We start from the raw sequence: 17,976 nt of genomic DNA, 5'->3' as shown, positions 1-17,976 counted from the left end.
ATCAAAGTGCGGCCAGGCCCGTCCCCCGGGTGGCCACGCTCCTCCCGAGAAAGGCCTGCGTAGCCGATGGCTCCCCGCCTCTCCATCGTCGTCCCGATCTACAACGTCGAGCGGTACCTCGTCGAATGCCTCGACTCGATCGCCGCCCAGACGTTCACGGACTTCGAGTGCGTCATGGTCGACGACGGTTCGAAGGACGGCAGCGCGGCCCTCGCCGAGGCGTACGCGGCCCAGGACTCGCGGTTCCGCCTGGTCCGCCAGGTGAACAAGGGCCTCGGCGCGGCCCGCAACACCGGCATCCGGCACATCGACCCGGACTCCGAGTTCCTGTGCTTCGTGGACAGCGACGACTCGATGCCGCCGAGCGCGTACGAGCTGATGATCAACACGCTGGACGAGACCGGCTCCGACTTCTGCACCGGCAACGTGCTGCGGTTCCGCGCGGTGGGCTACTACCAGTCCGGCGGGCACGTGAAGCCGTTCAAGGAGACCAGGCTCAAGACCCACATCACCGAGATCCCGGCGCTGGTCACCGACCGCACCGCGTGGAACAAGGTGTACCGCCGCTCGTTCTTCGACGCGGCCGGCCTGCTCTACCCCGAGGGCATCCTGTACGAGGACGCGCCGGTCAGCGTCCCGCACCACTACCTGGCCGCCAGCGTCGACGTCCTCGCCGAGCCGATCTACCACTGGCGCGAGCGCGAGGTCGGCGAGATGTCGATCACGCAGATGCGCACCAACCCGAAGGGCCTGGTCGACCGGGTCGCCTCGGTCGAGCTGGTCCGCGGCTGGCTGAAGAAGCAGACCGAGCCGCGCTTCGCCGAGTACCTGCGCTCCTACGACGAGAACACCCTCGTCGAGGAGATCCCGATGTTCTTCTGGTCCGTCGTGGACGGCGACCAGGAGTACCGCGCCGCCTACCAGCAGCACGTCAGCCGGCTGCTCCGCTCGATCGGCCCGGACCTGGTCCGCAAGCTGCGCGCGCCGCTGCGGCTCAAGTACCACCTGACCCTGCAGGGCCGGATCGACGAGCTGGTCGAGCAGATCACGTACGAGGGCGAGAGCGGCGGCGGCGTCCAGGCCCGCGGCGTGCTGCGCCCGTACGCCGACTACCCGTTCCTGCGCGGCGGGCGCAAGAGCGTGCCGTCCGGCGTGCTCAAGCTCGACAACTCGCTGGTCATGCGCAGCCGGCTGTACGGCAGCGGCTGGGTCGGCGGGAAGCTGCAGCTGACCGGGCACGCGTTCCCGGAGCAGCTGGGCGCGGCCGGCAAGCACGACATGGTCCGCACCCTGGTGCTGCGCGAGGCCAAGGGCCGCCGGGTCGTCGCGGTGCCGATGAAGACCACGTACAGCCCCGAGGCCACCGCCAGCTGCAACCACGACCTGTACAGCTGCGACTGGTCGGGCTTCAGCGTCTCCGTCGACCCGAAGAAGCTGCGCAACCGCGGGCAGTGGAAGGACGGCAACTGGCGCGTCCTGGTGGCCGGCGCGGGCAAGGGCGGCGTCTACAAGGGCCGGATCTCGGCCGGCTGGAGCGACACCGCGCAGTACATCCCGTCGTACTGGGTCGAGCCGGACGTGCGGATCGTGCCCTGGGTCCGGGACAACTTCGTCTACCTGCGGGTGGAGACGGTCAAGGCCCGGGTGACCGGCCTGGCCGGCCACGGCGACCGGGTCGAGGTCTCCGGCGCCGCCCGCTCCGGCCCGAGCTTCGCCGGGGCCCGGCTGCGGATGACCCACGTCGAGTCGGACCGCGCCGTCTCCTTCCCGCTGGAGCTGGGCGCGCCGGTCGGCACGCTGCAGCCGTTCGCCGCGTCCTTCCCGGTGGCCGAGCTCACCGCCGTCCGCGAGGCCTGGGCCGAGCTGGACCCGGTGGCCGCCGCACGCAGCCGCGACCGCTGGGACACCGTCCTGCTGCTGGCGGACGGCAGCACCGTCCCGCTGGCCTGGGACGAGCGCAACGCGCCCGAGCAGCTGCACCTGCCGCTGAACCCGGACGCCCCGGCCGACCAGCGCCGGGTGCTCTACTCCAAGCCCTCCCCCGGCGGCTACCTGCAGTTCTCCGACCAGGTGCTGCAGCCGATGGTGGACGAGATCACCGCGCGCGGCGCGGACGGCTTCCTGCTCAGCGGCTCGTTCCCGCTGCCCGGCACGCACCGCTGGGAGCTGGTGGTCCGCCACCACTGGCGCGAGGAGGAGCACGTCTACCCGGTGGAGATCGCGGACGGCCGGTTCCGCACCGCCCTGCCCACCGTGCCGACCGCCTCCTTCGCCGGGAACGTGCCGCTCGCGCACGGCACCTGGAACGTCTTCTTCCGCCCGGTCGGCGCGCCGGTCGAGGACCTGCCGGTCTCGGCCGCGCTGATCAGCCCGGACTGCTTCGGCACGCTGCCGCTGGAGGTGGAGTCGCGCGGCAAGCGGATCGTGCTGGAGCGCCGCCACTACGACGGGCTGTCGCTGGAGTCGCACGCGGTGCTGCTGCCCGAGGAGCGCTCCGGCTACCGCCAGCGCCAGCAGCGGTCGGTCGACTACCCGGCCGCCCGGCGCAAGCCGGTGCGCGACGCCGTGCTGTACAACGTCCCCGGTGGCAGCCAGTACGGCGACTCGCCGCGGGCGATCCACGAGGAGCTGGTCCGCCGCGGCCTGCCGCTGGAGCACCTGTGGGGCTCCGACGACATGCAGGCGGACCTGCCGAGCACGGCCCGCGCCCTGCGGCAGTGGAGCCCGGAGTGGTTCGAGGCGCTGGCCACCGCCAAGTACGTCGTGACCAGCACCCACCTGCCCGACTTCTTCGTCCGCCGCCCCGGCCAGGTGGTCGTGCAGACCTGGCAGGGCACCCCGCTGAAGCAGGTCGGCCTCGACTTCGAGAAGGTCTGGTTCACCGACTCGAACTACCTGAAGTCCCTGGCCCGGGAAGTCCCGAACTGGAGCCTGCTGGTGGCCGGCAACAGCTGGTCGGCGCCGGTGCTGCGACGCGCCTTCGACTACCAGGGCGAGATCCTGGAGAGCGGTGCGCCGCGCAACGACCTGCTGTTCGCGGCCGACCGGGAGAAGACCGCCGAGCAGGTCCGCGAGCGGCTCGGCCTGCCCGAGGGCAAGAAGGTCGTGCTCTACGCGCCGACCTGGCGCGAGGACCGGCGGCGGCCGAACGGCGGCTACCAGATCGACCTGCGGATCGACCTGGCGGCGGCCAAGGCCGCGCTCGGCGACGACCAGGTGCTGCTGGTGCGCCGGCACGCCATGATGTGCGGCCAGATCCCGGACGCCGGCAACGGCTACGTGTGGGACGTCGGCAGCTACCCCGACATGGCGGAGCTGCTGCTGATCGCCGACGTGCTGGTGACCGACTACTCGGCCTCCGTGTTCGACTTCGCGTCGACCGGCAAGCCGATGCTGTTCTTCACCTACGACCTGGAGCACTACCGCGACAACCTGCGCGGCTTCAGCCTGGACTTCGAGGCGGAGGCGCCCGGCCCGCTGCTGGCCACCTCCGAGGAGCTGGTCTCGGCGCTGGGCCGGGTGGACGGGGTCGCGGCCGAGTACGCCGACAAGGCGGCCGCGTTCCGCGAGGCCTACTGCGACCTGGACGACGGCAAGGCCTCGGCCCGGGTGGTCGACGCGATGCTCCGCAAGGAGTAGGACACGGGTCTCCGGGGGCGTCCGAGCCGATGGTGTCGGACGCCCCCGGAGACCGTCCGGGAATTCCCCGAACGGAAATTCCGCGCGGATTCCGTCCGGTGCTCGCGCGTTCCCCCGGGACGGCGGGAACGACCTGGTCGGACCGGCCGTGACGGACGAATTTCTGAGGAAATTCGCAGGTCCGTACAGTTGACCCCGGGCATCGCCCCGGTATGGGATGTGGAGTCGGCCCCGGACCGGACACGAACGGATCGGCGGCGGCTCCCGGTTCACCGCCACGCCCGGGAATCCCGTTTTGCTCGAAGGGTCATCCCCCCATGCCTGTGCTCACACGGTTCGTCCTCCCGCACGCGTCCCCCCGTGTGAGCACCGACCGGCCCGCCGTCGACGAGGACGTCACCTTCGGCCTGCTGCGCGCCCGCTGGCACGCCCGCGGCCTGGAGCTCACCGGCTTCGCCCGCCCGCAGCACCAGGACACCGGCCGCCCCGGCTCGGCCTGGACCTGGCTGACCCTGCGCCACGAGGACGCCGACCGCCCGCCCGTGCACCTGCGCTCCAGACCGCGCCGGATGCCCGAGGTCACCGACGACAGCGCCCAGCCCGAGTTCAACCACGACTGGTCCGGCTTCACCGCCCTGATCGAGCCCGCCCGGCTGCGCCACGAAGGCCGCTGGCTGCTCGGCGACTGGCGGATCGAGACCACCCTCTTCACCCGCCCCCGCCCCACCCGGGTGCGCCGCCAGTACGGTGCGCTCGCCCCGCACTGGTGCGGCTCCGGCGAGTACCCGCCGGCCCGCTGGGTGGACCGCGACGTCCGTCTCCAGCCGTTCTTCGAGGACGGCCGGCTGGGCCTGCGGCTGGAGCGCCCGAACGCCCGGCTCGACCACGCCGCCCCGGCCGGCGGCGGCCTCGACCTGAGCGGCACCGCCGACGTCTGCCCGGCGGGCACCGTGCTGCGGCTGCGGCACCGGCAGAGCGAGGCCGTGATCGAGCACCCGGTCACCCGCACCGGCAACACCTTCGCCGTCCACCTGCCGTACCGGCCGTTCACCGCGGACGGCCGCGGCACCGGCGAGCTGGAGCACTGGGACGTCGAACTGGCGCGCCCGGACGGCGGCACCGAGCAGCTCTGCCTGGACGAGCGCGGCGGCCCGGTGGCCGGCCAGCAACCGCTGCCCGGCGCCCCGGACCGGGTGCTCTACCTCAAACACCTCGCGGACGGCCGGCTCCAGGTGTGCGTCCAGCCCGCGGCCGGCTACGTCGACCGGATCACCGCCCGGTCCGGCGGCTTCGAGCTCGCCGGCCACTGCCCGGGCGCGGCCGCCGACCGGCTGGAGCTCGTCCTGCGGCACAGCTCGCAGGCCGGCGAGGTCCGCGCCCCGATCGAGACGTCCGGCGACGGCCGTTTCCTGGCCCGGGTGCCCGCCACCCGCACCGGCGCGGACGGCGTCGCGCTGCCGCTGCGCAAGGGCGTCTGGGACGCCGCGCTGGAGCCGGCCGACCGCGACGGCCCCGCCCGGCCGCTGCTCGCCGCCCCCGCCGCGCTGTCCGCGCTGCCCGCCACCACCGCGGCCGGCGGCAAGCGGGTCGTGCTGCAGCGCCGCTGGCACGACACCCTGCTGGTGGACTCCACCCCGGTGCTCGACGCCGCCGAGCGCAGCGCCTGGAACCAGCACCGGCAGCGCACCGAGCGCTACCCGGCCGCCCGCCGCGAGCCGGTCCGCGAGGCGGTGCTGTACGACGTCTTCGGCGGCCGCGGCTACGCCGACTCGCCGCGCGCGGTGCACGCCGAACTCGCCCGCCGCGGTGAGCCGTTGGAGCACCTGTGGGTGGTCGACGACGCCCAGGCCGAGCTGCCGCCCGGGGTCACCCCGGTGCGGATATGGAGCCCGGAGTGGTACCGCGCGCTGGCCACCTGCCGGTACCTGGTCGGCAACACGCACTTCCCGGACTTCCTGGAGCGCCGCCCCGGCCAGGTCGTCGTGCAGACCTGGCACGGCTCACTGCTGAAGCGGATCGCCCACGACGTCGAGAACCCCTGGCTGGCCGACCACGGCTACCTGGAGGCGCTCGACCGGGAGACCCCGCAGTGGAGCCTGCTGCTCTCCCCCAGCCCCTTCGCCACCCCCGTGCTCCGGCGCGCCTTCCACTACGGCGGCGAGGTGCTGGAGTCCGGCTACCCGCGCGGCGACGTGCTCGCGCGGTCCGACGCGGCCACCGCCGCGGCCGTCCGGCGCAAGCTCGGCATCCCGGACGGCAAGCGGATCGTGCTGTACGCGCCGACCTGGCGGGAGGACCAGCAGCGCCGCGACGGCGACGGCTTCCGGCTCGACCTGAAGCTGGACGTGGAGCACGCCCGGCGCCTGCTCGGCGAGGACCACGTGCTGCTGATCCGCCCGCACTCGCACGTGCGCGACCCGCTGCCCTCGGCCGGCGACGGCTTCCTGTACGACTGCGGGGACTACCCCGACCCGCAGGAGCTGCTGCTGATCGCGGACGTCCTGGTGACGGACTACTCGTCGATCATGTTCGACTTCGCGATCACCGGCCGCCCGATGTACTTCTTCACCTACGACCTGGAGCACTACCGCGACACCCTGCGCGGCTTCTACTTCGACTTCGAGCCGAACGCCCCCGGCCCGCTGGTGCCGACCTCGGCCGAACTGCTCGGCGCGCTGCGCGAACTCGCCGACGGCGGCGGGGAAGTGCCGCCCGGGTACGCCGAGCGCTACCGCCGCTTCCGGGCCGAGCACTGCGCGCTGGACGACGGCGGGGCCTCCGCCCGGGTGGTCGACCGGATGCTCGAACTCGGGCGCCGGGAGCGGTAGTCCGAGCGGCCGCCGAGGGCGGCCCGGCGGGTCGGGCTCACCCGAACGAGTAGTCCCGCCAGGGCCGCCAGACCTCGTCCGCGTCGAACCGGGAGAGCGAGAAGCCGGGCACCCGGAAGGCCGCCCGGTAGCCGCGCGCCTGCTCGTACGCCTGGTCCAGCACGTCGTCCGGCAGGCCGTGCGCGACCGTCACGTGCGGGTGGTACGGGAACGCCAGCTCGCGGGCCAGCGGGCCGGAGCGGACGTCCGCCTCCAGCAGCCGGCACTCCTGCGCGCCCTCCTCGACCCGGACGAACACCACCGGGGAGACCGGGCGGAAGGTGCCGCCGCCGCACAGCAGCATCCGGAACGGCAGGTGCGCGGCCGCCACCTGCGCCAGGTGCTCCTCGATCTTCGGCAGGGCCTCGGCCGGCACCTCGGTCGGCGGCAGCAGGGTGACGTGGGTCGGTATCGACCGGGCCTGCGGGTCGCCGAGCCCCGCCCGGGCGTCCTGGATCTGCGCGCCGTACGGGTCCGGGACGCTCACGGACACGCCGATGGTGAGCAGCTCCGGGAGCCGCTCACCATCGGGCAGGTGTGTGAGGGGAGTCACCGCTTGGCGGCCGGGAGGAAGCCGATCCGGTCGTACACCGTCGCCAGCGTCTCGGAGGCCACCGCGCGGGCCTTCTCGGCGCCGACCGCCAGCACCCGGTCCAGCTCCGCCGGGTCGTCCAGGAAGGTGCGGGTGCGCTCCTGGAAGGGGGTGACCCACTCGGTGAACAGCTCGGCCAGCTCGGTCTTCAGGGCGCCGTACATCTTGCCCTCGAAGTGCTCGACCAGCTGCTCGACCGACCGGCCGCTGAGCGCGGAGTGGATGCGCAGCAGGTTGGAGACGCCCGGCTTCTGCTCCTCGTCGTAGGAGACGACGGTGCCGGTGTCGGTGACGGCGCTCTTGATCTTCTTGGCGCTGACCTTCGGCTCGTCGAGCAGGCTGACCAGGCCCTTGGGCGAGGAGGCCGACTTGCTCATCTTGATCGCCGGATCCTGGAGATCCATGATCTTCGCCGTCTCCTTGAGGATGTACGGCTTCGGGACGTTGAAGGTCGGGGTGTAGCGGGTGTTGAAGCGCTCCGCGATGTCGCGGGTGATCTCCACGTGCTGGCGCTGGTCCTCGCCGACCGGGACGGCGTCCGCCTGGTACAGCAGGATGTCGGCGATCTGCAGGATCGGGTAGGTGAACAGGCCGACCGTGGTGCTCTCGGAGCCGTACCGGGAGGACTTGTCCTTGAACTGGGTCATCCGGGAGGCCTCGCCGAAGCCGGTGAGGCAGTTCATCACCCAGGCGAGCTGCGCGTGCTCGGGCACGTGCGACTGGACGAACAGCGTGCAGTGCTCCGGGTCGAGGCCGGCGCCGAGCAGCTGGGCGGTGGACACCCGGGTGTTCTCGCGCAGCGTCGCCGGGTCCTGCGGCACCGTGATCGCGTGCAGGTCGACGACCATGTAGAAGGCGTCGTTGTCCTTCTGCAGGTCCACCCACTGGCGTACCGCGCCCAGGTAGTTGCCGAGGTGGAACGAGCCGGAGGTGGGCTGGATGCCGGAGAGCACCCGGGGACGGTCCTTGACCGGACCAGTGACGACCGCTGCGTTGACCATGCGGGCCATTGTTCCAGTTCTCCCGCGCGGTCAGGAAACCTCCGGCCCCGCAGCCTCCGCCAGTGTGACCGCACTCACCCCGACCCGGGCGATCCGACGCCCCTCCAGCTTCGCGACCGTCAGCAGCACTCCGGCGTCGCCCTCGGTGGTGACCCGCACCTGGTCGCCCTGCCGGGGCAGCCGCCCCAGCGAGGCGACCAGGCAGCCGGCCACCGTCTCGTACGGGCCCTCGGGCAGGGTGACGCCGGTCTCCTCGGCGAAGTCGGCGAGGTTGAGCAGGCCGTCCAGCTCCACGCCGCCGCCGGCCAGCCGGCGGGTGGTGGCGGTCTCCGGGCGGTCGTACTCGTCCCGGATCTCGCCGATCACCTCCTCGACCAGGTCCTCCAGCGTGACGATGCCGGCGGTGCCGCCGTACTCGTCCACCACGATGGCCAGGTGGTGGCCCTCGCGGCGCATCTCGCCCATCGCCTCCAGCACCAGCTTGGTGCCGGGCAGCAGCTTCACCGGGCGGGCCAGGTCGCGGACCTTGGCGGCCTGCTCGCCGCGCGCGCCGTACAGGTCGCGGACGTGGACGAAGCCGACCACCGCGTCGGCGCTGCCCTCGACCACCGGGTAGCGCGAGTGCGGCGAGGTCTCGGCCTGGTGCCGGACGGCGGCCAGCGGGCGCTCGGCGTCCAGGAAGGTCACCTCGGTGCGCGGGACCATGACCTCGCGCAGCTGGCGCTCCCCGGCGGAGAACACGTCCGCGATCAACGCCCGCTCGTCGCTGCCCAGTTCGGTGTTGGCTGCGACCAGGCCGCGGAGCTCCTCGGAGCTCATCGAGCCGCGGCCGGCCGCCGGGTCGCCGCCGAGCAGGCGCACCATCAGGTTGGTGGAGTGGCCGAGCAGCCAGATCACCGGGCGCAGCACCACCGACATCACGTCCACCACGGGCGCCGCGGCCACCGCGATGGACTCGGCGCGCTGCAGGCCGATCCGCTTCGGGGTCAGCTCGCCGAGCACCAGCGAGACGTAGCTGATCACCAGGGTGAGGCCGACCAGCGCGAGCGCGTCCGCGACGCCCTGGGTGAGCCCGGCCCGGACGAACAGCGGCGCGACCTTGCCGGACAGCGTGTCGGCGCCGAAGGCCGCGGACAGGAAGCCCATGCAGGTCACGCCGACCTGCACGGCGGCGAGGAAGCGGTTGGGGTCGGCGGCCAGGTGCGCGGCCCGGGCCGAGCGCCGGGTGCCGCGCCCCTCCAGCGTCCGGATCTGGCCCTCGCGCAGCGAGATCAGCGAGATCTCGGCGACGTTGAACAGTCCGCCCAGCAGGATGAAGACGAGGACGAGCGCGGCGTCCCCGAGGGTTTCGTTCACAGCGGGCCAGTGTAGGACGGCCGCCCGACGGCGGCGGCCCGCCGCCCCTGTGCGGGGTGGCGGGCCGCCGTCCGGTCGGGAGGGCTCAGATGAGGCCCAGCTCCTGGACCGCGTCGCGCTCCTCGACCAGCTCGTTGACCGAGGCGTCGATGCGGGCGCGCGAGAAGTCGGAGATCTCCAGGCCCTGGACGATCTCGAACTTGCCGTCCTTGGTGGTGACCGGGAAGGAGGAGATCAGGCCGGCCGGGACGCCGTAGGAGCCGTCCGAGACGACACCCATCGAGGTCCAGTCGCCCTCGGCGGTGCCGTTGACCCAGGTGTACACGTGGTCGAGGGCGGCGTTGGCGGCCGAGGCGGCCGAGGAGGCGCCACGGGCCTCGATGATGGCGGCGCCGCGCTTGGCGACGGTCGGGATGAAGTCGCCCTCCAGCCAGGCCTGGTCGCTGCCGACTGCCTCGAAGGCCGGCTTGCCGGCGACCTCGGCGTGGAAGATGTCCGGGTACTGGGTCGCGGAGTGGTTGCCCCAGATGGTGACGCGCTTGACGTCGGAGACCAGGGCGCCGGTCTTGGCGGAGAGCTGGCCGACCGCGCGGTTGTGGTCCAGGCGGGTCATCGCGGTGAAGCGCTCGGCCGGGACGTCCGGGGCGTTGCGCTGGGCGATCAGGGCGTTGGTGTTGGCCGGGTTGCCGACGACCAGGACCTTGATGTCGTCTGCGGCGTTGTCGTTGATCGCCTTGCCCTGCGGGCCGAAGATGCCGCCGTTGGCCTGCAGCAGGTCGCCGCGCTCCATGCCGGCGGTGCGCGGACGGGCGCCGACCAGCAGCGCGACGTTGGCGCCGTCGAAGGCCTGGTTCGGGTTGTCGGTGATCGTGATGTCGCGCAGCAGCGGGAAGGCGCAGTCGACGAGCTCCATGGCGGTGCCCTCGGCGGCCTTGAGGCCCTGCGGGATCTCCAGGAGGCGCAGGTTCACCGGCACGTCGGCACCGAGCAGGTGGCCCGAGGCGATGCGGAAGAGCAGCGCGTAGCCGATCTGGCCGGCCGCGCCGGTGATGGTGACGTTGACGGGGGTGCGAGTCATTTCTACCTTCTCCAGCAAATCGCCAGGCGCCCCAGGCACACCGGCGCTGGAGCCAGGATGGTCTCTCGACATCGAGAAACCGGCGTCAGGTTATCGCAAAGGGAAGCGTACGCCTGGTGTCCGGGCGTGGCTGATGCGTCACAGAAGAAAGGCGACCCCCGCCCGGACCCTTGAATTCGATGGAGACCAGGCGGGGGCCGTCACGGGCCTGCGGATCAGTGCTTGGGCCTGCCGATGAGCTGTCCGATGTTGTCGAGCAGCGGGAACTCCAGCCACGGGTTCGGCTGCGCCACCAGGGTCAGCAGCACGATCGACGCGCCCAGGAAGGTCAGCACGATCACGTCGGTGAACCGGCTGCGCACCGCCAGCATGCCGACCTCGGGCAGCACCAGGCGCAGCACGGCGCCGAGCAGCACGCCGCAGCCGAGGATCAGCAGCCCGTACTTGAAGCCGTCCTTGAAGTCGGCGAACCAGGTGACCGCGAGACCGGCCCCGACCACCGACAGGACCAGCGTTATCGGCCACTGCCGCACCGGCAGGGCGTGCTCGCCGCCGAGGGCCGCGCGTGAGCCCTCGGGCGGCAGGGTGCCGGTGGTCTTGACCGGCCTGCGCCGGGTCCGCGCCGGCCGCGGTTCCGTCATGGTCGCCGTCCCTCGTGGTGGTGTCAGACGCCGGCGCGGCGCTCGGCCGCCTCGACGATGTTGTTGAGCAGCATCGCGCGGGTCATCGGGCCCACGCCGCCCGGGTTCGGGGAGATCCAGCCGGCCACCTCGGCCACGCCCGGGTGGACGTCGCCGACGATCTTGCCCTCGCTGCGGCTGACGCCCACGTCCAGCACCGCCGCGCCCGGCTTGACGTCCTCCGGCTTGACCAGGTGCGGCACGCCGGCGGCGGCCACGATGATGTCGGCCTTGCGCAGGTGGGCGGAGAGGTCCCGGGTGCCGGTGTGGCACAGGGTGACGGTGGCGTTCTCGCTGCGGCGGGTCAGCAGCAGGCCGATCGAGCGGCCCACGGTGATGCCGCGGCCGACCACGACCACCTCGGCGCCGTCGATCTCGACGTCGTGGCGGCGCAGCAGCTCGACGATGCCGAGCGGGGTGCAGGGCAGCGGGCCCTCGATGCCCAGGGCGAGCCGGCCGAGCGAGGTCGGGTGCAGGCCGTCGGCGTCCTTGTCCGGGTCCATCAGCTCCAGGACCGGGTTCTGGTCCAGGCCCTTGGGCAGCGGCAGCTGGACGATGTAGCCGGTGCAGGCCGGGTCGGCGTTGAGCTCGCGGACGACGTTCTCGACGTCCTCCTGGGTGGCGGTGGCGGGCAGCTCGCGCTGGATCGAGGCGAGGCCGATCTCGGCGCAGTCCTTGTGCTTCCCGTTGACGTACCAGCGGCTGCCCGGGTCGTCACCGACCAGGACGGTGCCGAGGCCGGGCGTGACGCCCTTCGCCTTGAGGGCCGCCACGCGGACGGCGAGTTCGGACTTGATCGCGGCCGCGGTGGCCTTGCCATCGAGAATCTGGGCAGTCATGACCCCATTCTCCCGGATCGCGCAGGCCACCCGGCACCTGCCGGGTCCGGACCACGTTGCGGTTGCGCCACAGTCTCGGAGCGGCTCGCCGAACCGGCTGGACACGGCCGTACCGTCCGGATGACGATAAGCGGGCATTCCCTGCCGCGACCGGCCCCGTGACGGGCCGCCGGACGCCGCGGCGGGGCGTACCCGGGGGAAGAAGTGAGCCGACCACAGCACACCGTGCCGCGCGATCGCCGGGGCAGCGGCCCGTCCGCCGCGCCCCCGCCGGCGCCCCGGCCCGCCGTCCGCTCACCTCACCGCTGAGCCGCGGCCGCCGCCCGCCACCGCCGCCGGGCCGCACCCGGGCCCTCCGCCGTACCGTCCCCGCGTCCCCGCAACTGCCCGGAGGCATCCATGAGTTATCCGCCCACGCCGAACAACCCCTACGGCCCGCCGCAGGGCGCCCCGGGCTACGGGTACCCGCAGCAGGCGCCGCAGGCGCAGCCGGCCGGGTACGGCTACCCGCAGCAGCAGCAGCAGGCCGGATACGGCTACCCGCAGGCCGCGCCGGGCTACGCCTTCCCGCCGGCCGCACCGCAGATGTCCATGCCGGGCCTGGTGATCACCACCCGGGTGCTGCTGTTCATCGTGGGCGGCTCGCAGATCCTCCTGACGGCCCTCTTCCTGCTCGGAGCCCTGGGCGCCAAGAACAACGCCAACAAGCACAGCGCGGGCAGCGACTCCGCGATCCTCAACAACATGGCGGCGAGCGTCGCCCTGGTCCTCGGGATCGTCTTCCTGCTCGCCTCGGTGCTCTCCATCACGCTCGGGGTGAAGTTCGGCAAGGGCGGCCCGGCCACCCGGATCACCACCCTGGTGTACGGCTCGATCGCCCTGTTGCTCGGCGCGGCCCTCCTGATCTTCGCGATCACCAAGAGCTCCGAGCTCGCCGCGGCCGCCTGGTTCTTCGAGATCCTCGGCGGGCTGTGGGTCGCGATCTGCATCCTCTGGATCGTCGCGATGACCATCCGGGACGGCGTGGCCTGGTTCAACCGGCCGCGCTACTGACGGCCCACCGCCGGACGGACAGAGCGGCCCGGCTCCCTCCTCGCAGGGGGCCGGGCCGCTCTGTCACGTCGTCAGTGCGTCAGCGTCGGCGTCAGTGGAAGAAGTGCCGCGCGCCGGTGAAGTACATCGTCACGCCCGCCTGCTGCGCGGCCGCGACGACCTCCTCGTCCCGGATCGAACCGCCAGGCTGGACGATCGCCTTCACGCCGGCGGCGATCAGGATCTCCGGGCCGTCCGGGAACGGGAAGAAGGCGTCCGAGGCCGCGTACGAGCCCTTGGCCCGCTCGCCGGCCCGCTCGACCGCGAGCTTGCAGGAGTCGACCCGGTTGACCTGGCCCATGCCGACGCCGACCGAGGCGCCGTCCTTGGCCAGCAGGATCGCGTTGGACTTGACGGCCCGGCAGGCCCGCCAGGCGAAGGCCAGCTCGGCCAGCTCGGCCCCGGACAGCGCCTCGCCGGTGGCCAGGGTCCAGTTCGCCGGGTCGTCGCCCTCGGCGTGCACCCGGTCGGCGTCCTGCAGCAGCACGCCGCCGGAGATCGGGCGCACCTCCTGGCGGTTGGCCGGGGCCTCGGGGGCGAGCAGCACGCGCAGGTTCTTCTTGCGGGTCAGCACCTCCAGGGCGCCGTCCTCGTAGCCGGGGGCCACCACGACCTCGGTGAAGATCGGGGCGATCTGCTCGGCCAGCTCGACGGTGACCGGGCGGTTCACCGCGATGACGCCGCCGTACGCGGAGACCGGGTCGCACTCGTGCGCCTTGCGGTGCGCCTCGGCGACGTCGGCGCCGGTCCCGATGCCGCACGGGTTGGCGTGCTTGATGATCGCGACGGCCGGGCCGGCGTGGTCGTAGGCGGCGCGGCGGGCGGCGTCGGTGTCGACGTAGTTGTTGTACGACATCTCCTTGCCGTGCAGCTGCTGCGCGCCGGCCAGGCCGCCCGTGCCGTCGGTGTACAGCGCGGCGCCCTGGTGCGGGTTCTCGCCGTAGCGCAGCACGTTCTGCCGCTCCCAGGTCGAGCCCAGGAACTCCGGGAAGTGCTCGTCGCTGGGGGCGTAGCCGGCCTCGAACCAGGAGGCGACGGCCACGTCGTAGGCGGCGGTGTGGGCGAACGCGGCACCGGCCAGGCGCTTGCGGGTGGCCAGGTCGAAGCCGCCCTCGCGGACGGCCGTCAGCACGTCCTCGTAGCGGGCCGGGTCGACCACGACGGCCACCGAGGGGTGGTTCTTGGCGGCGGCACGGACCATGCTCGGGCCGCCGATGTCGATCTGCTCGACGCACTCGTCCGGGGTGGCGCCGGAGGCGACGGTGGCCTTGAACGGGTAGAGGTTCACCACGACCAGGTCGAAGGGCTCGACGCCCAGCTCGGCCAGCTGCGCGCGGTGCGACTCCAGCCGGAGGTCGGCGAGCACGCCGGCGTGCACGCGGGGGTGCAGCGTCTTCACGCGCCCGTCCAGGCACTCCGGGAAGCCGGTCAGCTCGGAGACCTCGGTCACCGGGACGCCGGCGGCGGCGATCCGGCCGGCGGTGGAGCCGGTGGAGACGATCGCGACCCCGGCGGCGTGCAGGCCCTGGGCCAGCTCCTCCAGACCGGTCTTGTCGTACACGCTGATCAGCGCGCGACGGATCGGACGGACGTTCTCCGAAACGGGCGTGGTGGTGGAGCTGGCACTCATGCCGGGATCCATACCTTTCGGTCCTCGATGCGGTGACCTTCGCGGGCCAGCCGGCCCACGACGTCGACGAGCAGCTTGCGCTCGACAGTCTTGATGCGCTCGTGCAGCGCTTCGCCGCCATCGGCGTGGTCGGCGTCGACGACCTCGACGACGCCCTGCGCGATGATCGGCCCGGTGTCCACCCCGGCGTCGACCAGGTGGACGGTGCAACCGGTGACCTTCACGCCGTACGCGAGCGCGTCGGTGACGCCGTGGGCGCCGGGGAAGGCGGGCAGCAGTGCGGGATGGGTGTTGACGGTCCGCCCGGCGAAGGCCGCGACGAACGCGGGGCCGAGGATCTTCATGAAACCGGCCGTGACCACCAGGTCCGGCTCGTACGCGGCGACGGAGGCGGTCAGCGCGCGGTCCCAGTCCGCGCGGTCCGCGAAGTCCTTCACCCGGTGGACGAAGGTCGGCAGGCCCGCCTTCGCGGCGCGGTCCAGCCCGGCGATGCCGTCCCGGTCGGCGCCCACGGCGAGGATCTCGGCGCCGTAGGCCGGGTCGGCGACGGCGTCGAGCAGCGCCTGCAGGTTGGTGCCGGAGCCGGATACCAGCACCACCAGACGGGCCGGTCCGGGCGTGCGGGGCGGGAAGAGCTGAGCGGGGGCGGCGGCCACTGCGCGAATCTCCGTAGGTCGGGCGCCGTCCGCTGGTACGTCCACCGGCGGTGGGGCCACTACGAACGGCAGGTCGAGCGAAGGGGAACACCAGGAGAACCCGCCGCGACGCGGGCCCCGGGGAAACCTGTCCGAGCTGCTGACCGTCACCACGATAACGGCTGGTCGGACGGCCTCCGCACCCTCCGGGCGGCGCTACGCGCGTAGTTGAGACCGGGATCTCGCCGCGACCTCCCCACGCGCTCCGCACGGGAGTTGCGGACGGCCGCACCGGGTACCCCGTGGACGGCGGGGCGGGCCGCCGGTGGGCCGACGAACGGCTGCGGGATCATAGGGGGCGCCAGGGTTTGTCTGGAACGAGACCTCCGCCCGAGCCACCGACCGAGAAGGAATGGCCGAACCATGAGCAGCGGTGACGACACCGGCGAGCGCAACCCCTTCGCACCGCCGCCGCCGGACGCCCCGGACCAGCCGTGGCAGCCGCGCGGCCCCTGGCCCGGCGAGGGCCAGGGGAACGGCGGCCAGGGGAACGGCGAGCGCCCGCCGATCCCGCCGCCGTGGGGCGCCGGCCTCGGCGAGGGCCGCCCCGGCCAGCGGCCGCCCGCCCCGCAGCCGCCGCGGCTCGACCCGACCGACCCGGCCCACCGCCGGGCCCGCAACGCCGCGCTCGCCGGGCCGCTCGCACTGGTCAGCCTGCTCGCCGGCTTCCACTGGATCGCGCTGCTCGTCGGGGTGCTGGGGATCGCGTGGGGCATCAGCGCGCTGCGCGCGCCGAAGCCGGCCACGACGGGTGCTGCGGCCGCCGCCGGGGCGGTGCCCGGGGCGCCCGTGCCGAACCCGCTCACCCCGGCCGCGCTGGCGGGCATCCTCACCGGCGCGATGACCGTCGTGGTCGCGACCTCGGTGATCGGCCTCGGGGTCTACTACCACGAGTACGTCACCTGCGTGCAGGACTCGCTGACCTCGGTCGGTGCCGAGAACTGCGACCGCTACGCGCCGCAGTGGTACGTGGACTTCACCGGCGACGCCGAGTAGGGGACCGGGCGCCTCGGCGGGGGGCGCTCAGCCACCGCCCAGGCGCACCACGGCGGCGTACGCGCGGGCGCGCACCAGCAGCCCACCCCGGCGTGCGCGACCGGTGAGCGCCCGGCGCCAGCCCCGGCCGGGCGCCGCCGCCGCCAGCGCCCGGTGCCGGACCAGCAGCGCGCCCGGGACGGCCACCAGCGCGACCCAGCCGGCCGCCGCCAGGCCCGTCCACCACGGCACCGGGCCCAGCCGGGCCATCCGCTCCGCCGCCAGCGCGCCACCGGAGAGCCAGCCCAGCGCCGCCGCGCCCGCCCCGGTCAGCAGCGCCGCGGCGAGGGCCGCCACCGCCGTCGCGGCGGACGACCAGGGGCCGGGGCGGCCGGCCCCGGCCTCGGGATCGGCGGCCTCGGGGTCGGCCCCGGCCCGGGGATCGGCGGGGGCCGGGACGGGGGTGCCGCCGCCGGCCGCCGCCCGGCCCAGCAGGACGGCCGGCACCACCCCCGCCAGCACCGGCAGCAGCAGCGCCGCCCACCGCCAACCGCCCGCGCCCTCGGCCGGCAGCAGCGCGAACAGCGGGAAGTCCGGCAGCGGGCCGAGCACCGCGCCCCCCGGCCACACCGCCGTCCCCGTGCCCACCGCGAACCCCGGCCCCAGCGCGTACGCCGCGCCCCACAGCACCGCGTTCGGCAGCAGCACCACGGCGAGCAGCACCAGCCCCGCCACCGCGGACGGCCCGGCGCCGAGCAGCGCCGCCCCGCGACCGCCGCCCGCCGCCGCGGCCGACACCGCCGCCACCGCCACCAGCACCCCGCCCGCCGCCACCAGGCCCGCCCCGGCCGCCAGCACCGCGCCCCGCACCGCCGCCGCGCCGCCGGACGGCCGGTACGGCGGCGGCAGGCGGTCGAGCGGCCAGCCGGCCGGGCGGCCGTCCACCGGCGGCGGGCCCGCCGCCCGGACGCCCGCGGCCGTCGCCAGCCCGGCGACCACGGCCACCACCAGGACGTCCAGCAGCACCCGGCTGCGGAACAGTCCGGCCCCCGCGCAGTGCAACGCCACCGCGACCGCCACCGCGCAGTACCCGGACCACAGCGCCACCGGGCCGCCCCACCGGGAGCGCAGCCCGCGCCGCCGCTCCAACCCCGCGCCCGCCCGGTACAGCCGCACCACCGCCAGCACGCCGAGCAGCAGCGGAGTGACCGACAGCGGGGCGTCCGCACCCCCGCGCAGCACCGGCGCGCCGTGCCCCAGCAGCCACAGGGCCGCCGCCAGACGGGTGGCACCGGCCGCGCCGTCGTCCGCGTACGGCGTCACCACCCAGAGCCCGAGCACGGGCACCACGACCACCGCGAGGCCGACCAGCGCGGTCCGCACCCCGGCCAACAGGTCCGCCAGCACCGGGCGTCCGCCCAGTTCGCCCGGCACTTCCAGGATCGGACGGCCCATCAGCTGCGTCATGCGCCTCATGGTGCCAAGGCGACTCGCCATGCTCGGTGAAGCGGCAAACCGCCGCCGTGTCCCAG

At 73.7% G+C, this 17,976-nt stretch carries 13 protein-coding genes; 4 read left to right on the top strand and 9 right to left on the bottom strand.

The genetic code is table 11. The features are described 5' to 3' along the window. The first annotated feature begins 66 nt into the window (after positions 1–66). Positions 67–3,639 carry a bifunctional glycosyltransferase/CDP-glycerol:glycerophosphate glycerophosphotransferase gene (locus ACPC54_RS21710; protein ID WP_498966881.1) on the top strand — a complete coding sequence of 1,191 codons (3,573 nt, stop codon included), beginning with the start codon at positions 67–69 and terminating at the stop codon, positions 3,637–3,639. A 317-nt stretch (positions 3,640–3,956) separates the two neighbouring features. Further along, entirely contained in the window at positions 3,957–6,467 is a 2,511-nt protein-coding gene (locus ACPC54_RS21705) for a CDP-glycerol glycerophosphotransferase family protein (protein WP_498966880.1), read from the top strand. 37 nt (positions 6,468–6,504) lie between these two features. On the opposite strand, the gene ACPC54_RS21700 is transcribed toward ACPC54_RS21705, so the two are convergent. The 6 genes from ACPC54_RS21700 to ACPC54_RS21675 form a co-directional block, all read right to left on the bottom strand. Further along, positions 6,505–6,993, bottom strand: a complete 489-nt coding sequence (locus tag ACPC54_RS21700; protein ID WP_498966879.1) for a 2'-5' RNA ligase family protein — start codon at positions 6,991–6,993, stop codon at positions 6,505–6,507. 62 nt (positions 6,994–7,055) lie between these two features. Then, positions 7,056–8,099 (bottom strand): tryptophan--tRNA ligase, encoded by a 1,044-nt coding sequence (trpS, locus tag ACPC54_RS21695; RefSeq protein WP_498966878.1) that lies wholly within the window; start codon positions 8,097–8,099, stop codon positions 7,056–7,058. Between the two features lie 30 nt (positions 8,100–8,129). Then, positions 8,130–9,455, bottom strand: a complete 1,326-nt coding sequence (locus ACPC54_RS21690) for a hemolysin family protein (protein WP_498966876.1) — start codon at positions 9,453–9,455, stop codon at positions 8,130–8,132. 85 nt (positions 9,456–9,540) lie between these two features. Next, positions 9,541–10,533, bottom strand: a complete 993-nt coding sequence (locus tag ACPC54_RS21685) for a malate dehydrogenase (RefSeq protein WP_498966875.1) — start codon at positions 10,531–10,533, stop codon at positions 9,541–9,543. Between the two features lie 215 nt (positions 10,534–10,748). Beyond that, positions 10,749–11,174, bottom strand: coding sequence for a DUF3017 domain-containing protein (locus tag ACPC54_RS21680; protein ID WP_045693525.1), 426 nt, complete (start codon positions 11,172–11,174; stop codon positions 10,749–10,751). Between the two features lie 23 nt (positions 11,175–11,197). Then, a complete protein-coding gene (locus ACPC54_RS21675) occupies positions 11,198–12,052 on the bottom strand; it encodes a bifunctional methylenetetrahydrofolate dehydrogenase/methenyltetrahydrofolate cyclohydrolase (protein WP_045693527.1) in 855 nt (284 codons plus the stop codon). Between the two features lie 399 nt (positions 12,053–12,451). Between ACPC54_RS21675 and ACPC54_RS21670 the strand changes: the two genes are divergently transcribed. Next, on the top strand, positions 12,452–13,105 hold the full coding sequence (locus ACPC54_RS21670; RefSeq protein ID WP_498966873.1) for a hypothetical protein: 654 nt from the start codon (positions 12,452–12,454) through the stop codon (positions 13,103–13,105). Positions 13,106–13,196: 91 nt separating this feature from the next. On the opposite strand, the gene purH is transcribed toward ACPC54_RS21670, so the two are convergent. Beyond that, positions 13,197–14,774, bottom strand: coding sequence for a bifunctional phosphoribosylaminoimidazolecarboxamide formyltransferase/IMP cyclohydrolase (gene purH / locus ACPC54_RS21665; RefSeq protein WP_498966871.1), 1,578 nt, complete (start codon positions 14,772–14,774; stop codon positions 13,197–13,199). Continuing rightward, entirely contained in the window at positions 14,771–15,430 is a 660-nt protein-coding gene (gene purN, locus ACPC54_RS21660; protein ID WP_498966869.1) for a phosphoribosylglycinamide formyltransferase, read from the bottom strand. Before purN ends, purH begins: the two co-directional genes overlap by 4 nt. 402 nt (positions 15,431–15,832) lie before the next feature. Between purN and ACPC54_RS21655 the strand changes: the two genes are divergently transcribed. After that, positions 15,833–16,465: a hypothetical protein gene (locus ACPC54_RS21655; protein WP_498966867.1), complete on the top strand. Its 633-nt coding sequence runs from the start codon at positions 15,833–15,835 to the stop codon at positions 16,463–16,465. Positions 16,466–16,492: 27 nt separating this feature from the next. Here the strand turns inward: ACPC54_RS21655 and ACPC54_RS21650 are convergent, their stop codons facing one another. Beyond that, positions 16,493–17,911: a cell division protein PerM gene (locus tag ACPC54_RS21650; protein WP_498966866.1), complete on the bottom strand. Its 1,419-nt coding sequence runs from the start codon at positions 17,909–17,911 to the stop codon at positions 16,493–16,495. Between the last annotated feature and the right edge of the window lie 65 nt (positions 17,912–17,976).

It is taken from the genome of Kitasatospora sp. NPDC094028, from assembly GCF_049543595.1.
In the GTDB taxonomy this organism is placed as follows: Bacteria; Actinomycetota; Actinomycetes; order Streptomycetales; family Streptomycetaceae; genus Kitasatospora.
The sequence above is the reverse complement of the archived record's forward strand: the minus strand, read 5'-3'. Positions and strand labels throughout refer to the sequence as shown.

What these genes read in the sequence shown, in the direction of transcription:
- ACPC54_RS21710 (WP_498966881.1), top strand. Translation starts at nt 67, where the DNA reads ATGGCTCCCCGCCTCTCCATCGTCGTCCCGATCTACAACGTCGAGCGG.
- ACPC54_RS21685 (WP_498966875.1), bottom strand. Translation starts at nt 10,533, where the DNA reads ATGACTCGCACCCCCGTCAACGTCACCATCACCGGCGCGGCCGGCCAG.
- ACPC54_RS21650 (WP_498966866.1), bottom strand. Translation starts at nt 17,911, where the DNA reads ATGACGCAGCTGATGGGCCGTCCGATCCTGGAAGTGCCGGGCGAACTG.
- ACPC54_RS21680 (WP_045693525.1), bottom strand. Translation starts at nt 11,174, where the DNA reads ATGACGGAACCGCGGCCGGCGCGGACCCGGCGCAGGCCGGTCAAGACC.
- ACPC54_RS21675 (WP_045693527.1), bottom strand. Translation starts at nt 12,052, where the DNA reads ATGACTGCCCAGATTCTCGATGGCAAGGCCACCGCGGCCGCGATCAAG.
- ACPC54_RS21705 (WP_498966880.1), top strand. Translation starts at nt 3,957, where the DNA reads ATGCCTGTGCTCACACGGTTCGTCCTCCCGCACGCGTCCCCCCGTGTG.
- trpS (WP_498966878.1), bottom strand. Translation starts at nt 8,099, where the DNA reads ATGGTCAACGCAGCGGTCGTCACTGGTCCGGTCAAGGACCGTCCCCGG.
- purH (WP_498966871.1), bottom strand. Translation starts at nt 14,774, where the DNA reads ATGAGTGCCAGCTCCACCACCACGCCCGTTTCGGAGAACGTCCGTCCG.
- ACPC54_RS21655 (WP_498966867.1), top strand. Translation starts at nt 15,833, where the DNA reads ATGAGCAGCGGTGACGACACCGGCGAGCGCAACCCCTTCGCACCGCCG.
- ACPC54_RS21670 (WP_498966873.1), top strand. Translation starts at nt 12,452, where the DNA reads ATGAGTTATCCGCCCACGCCGAACAACCCCTACGGCCCGCCGCAGGGC.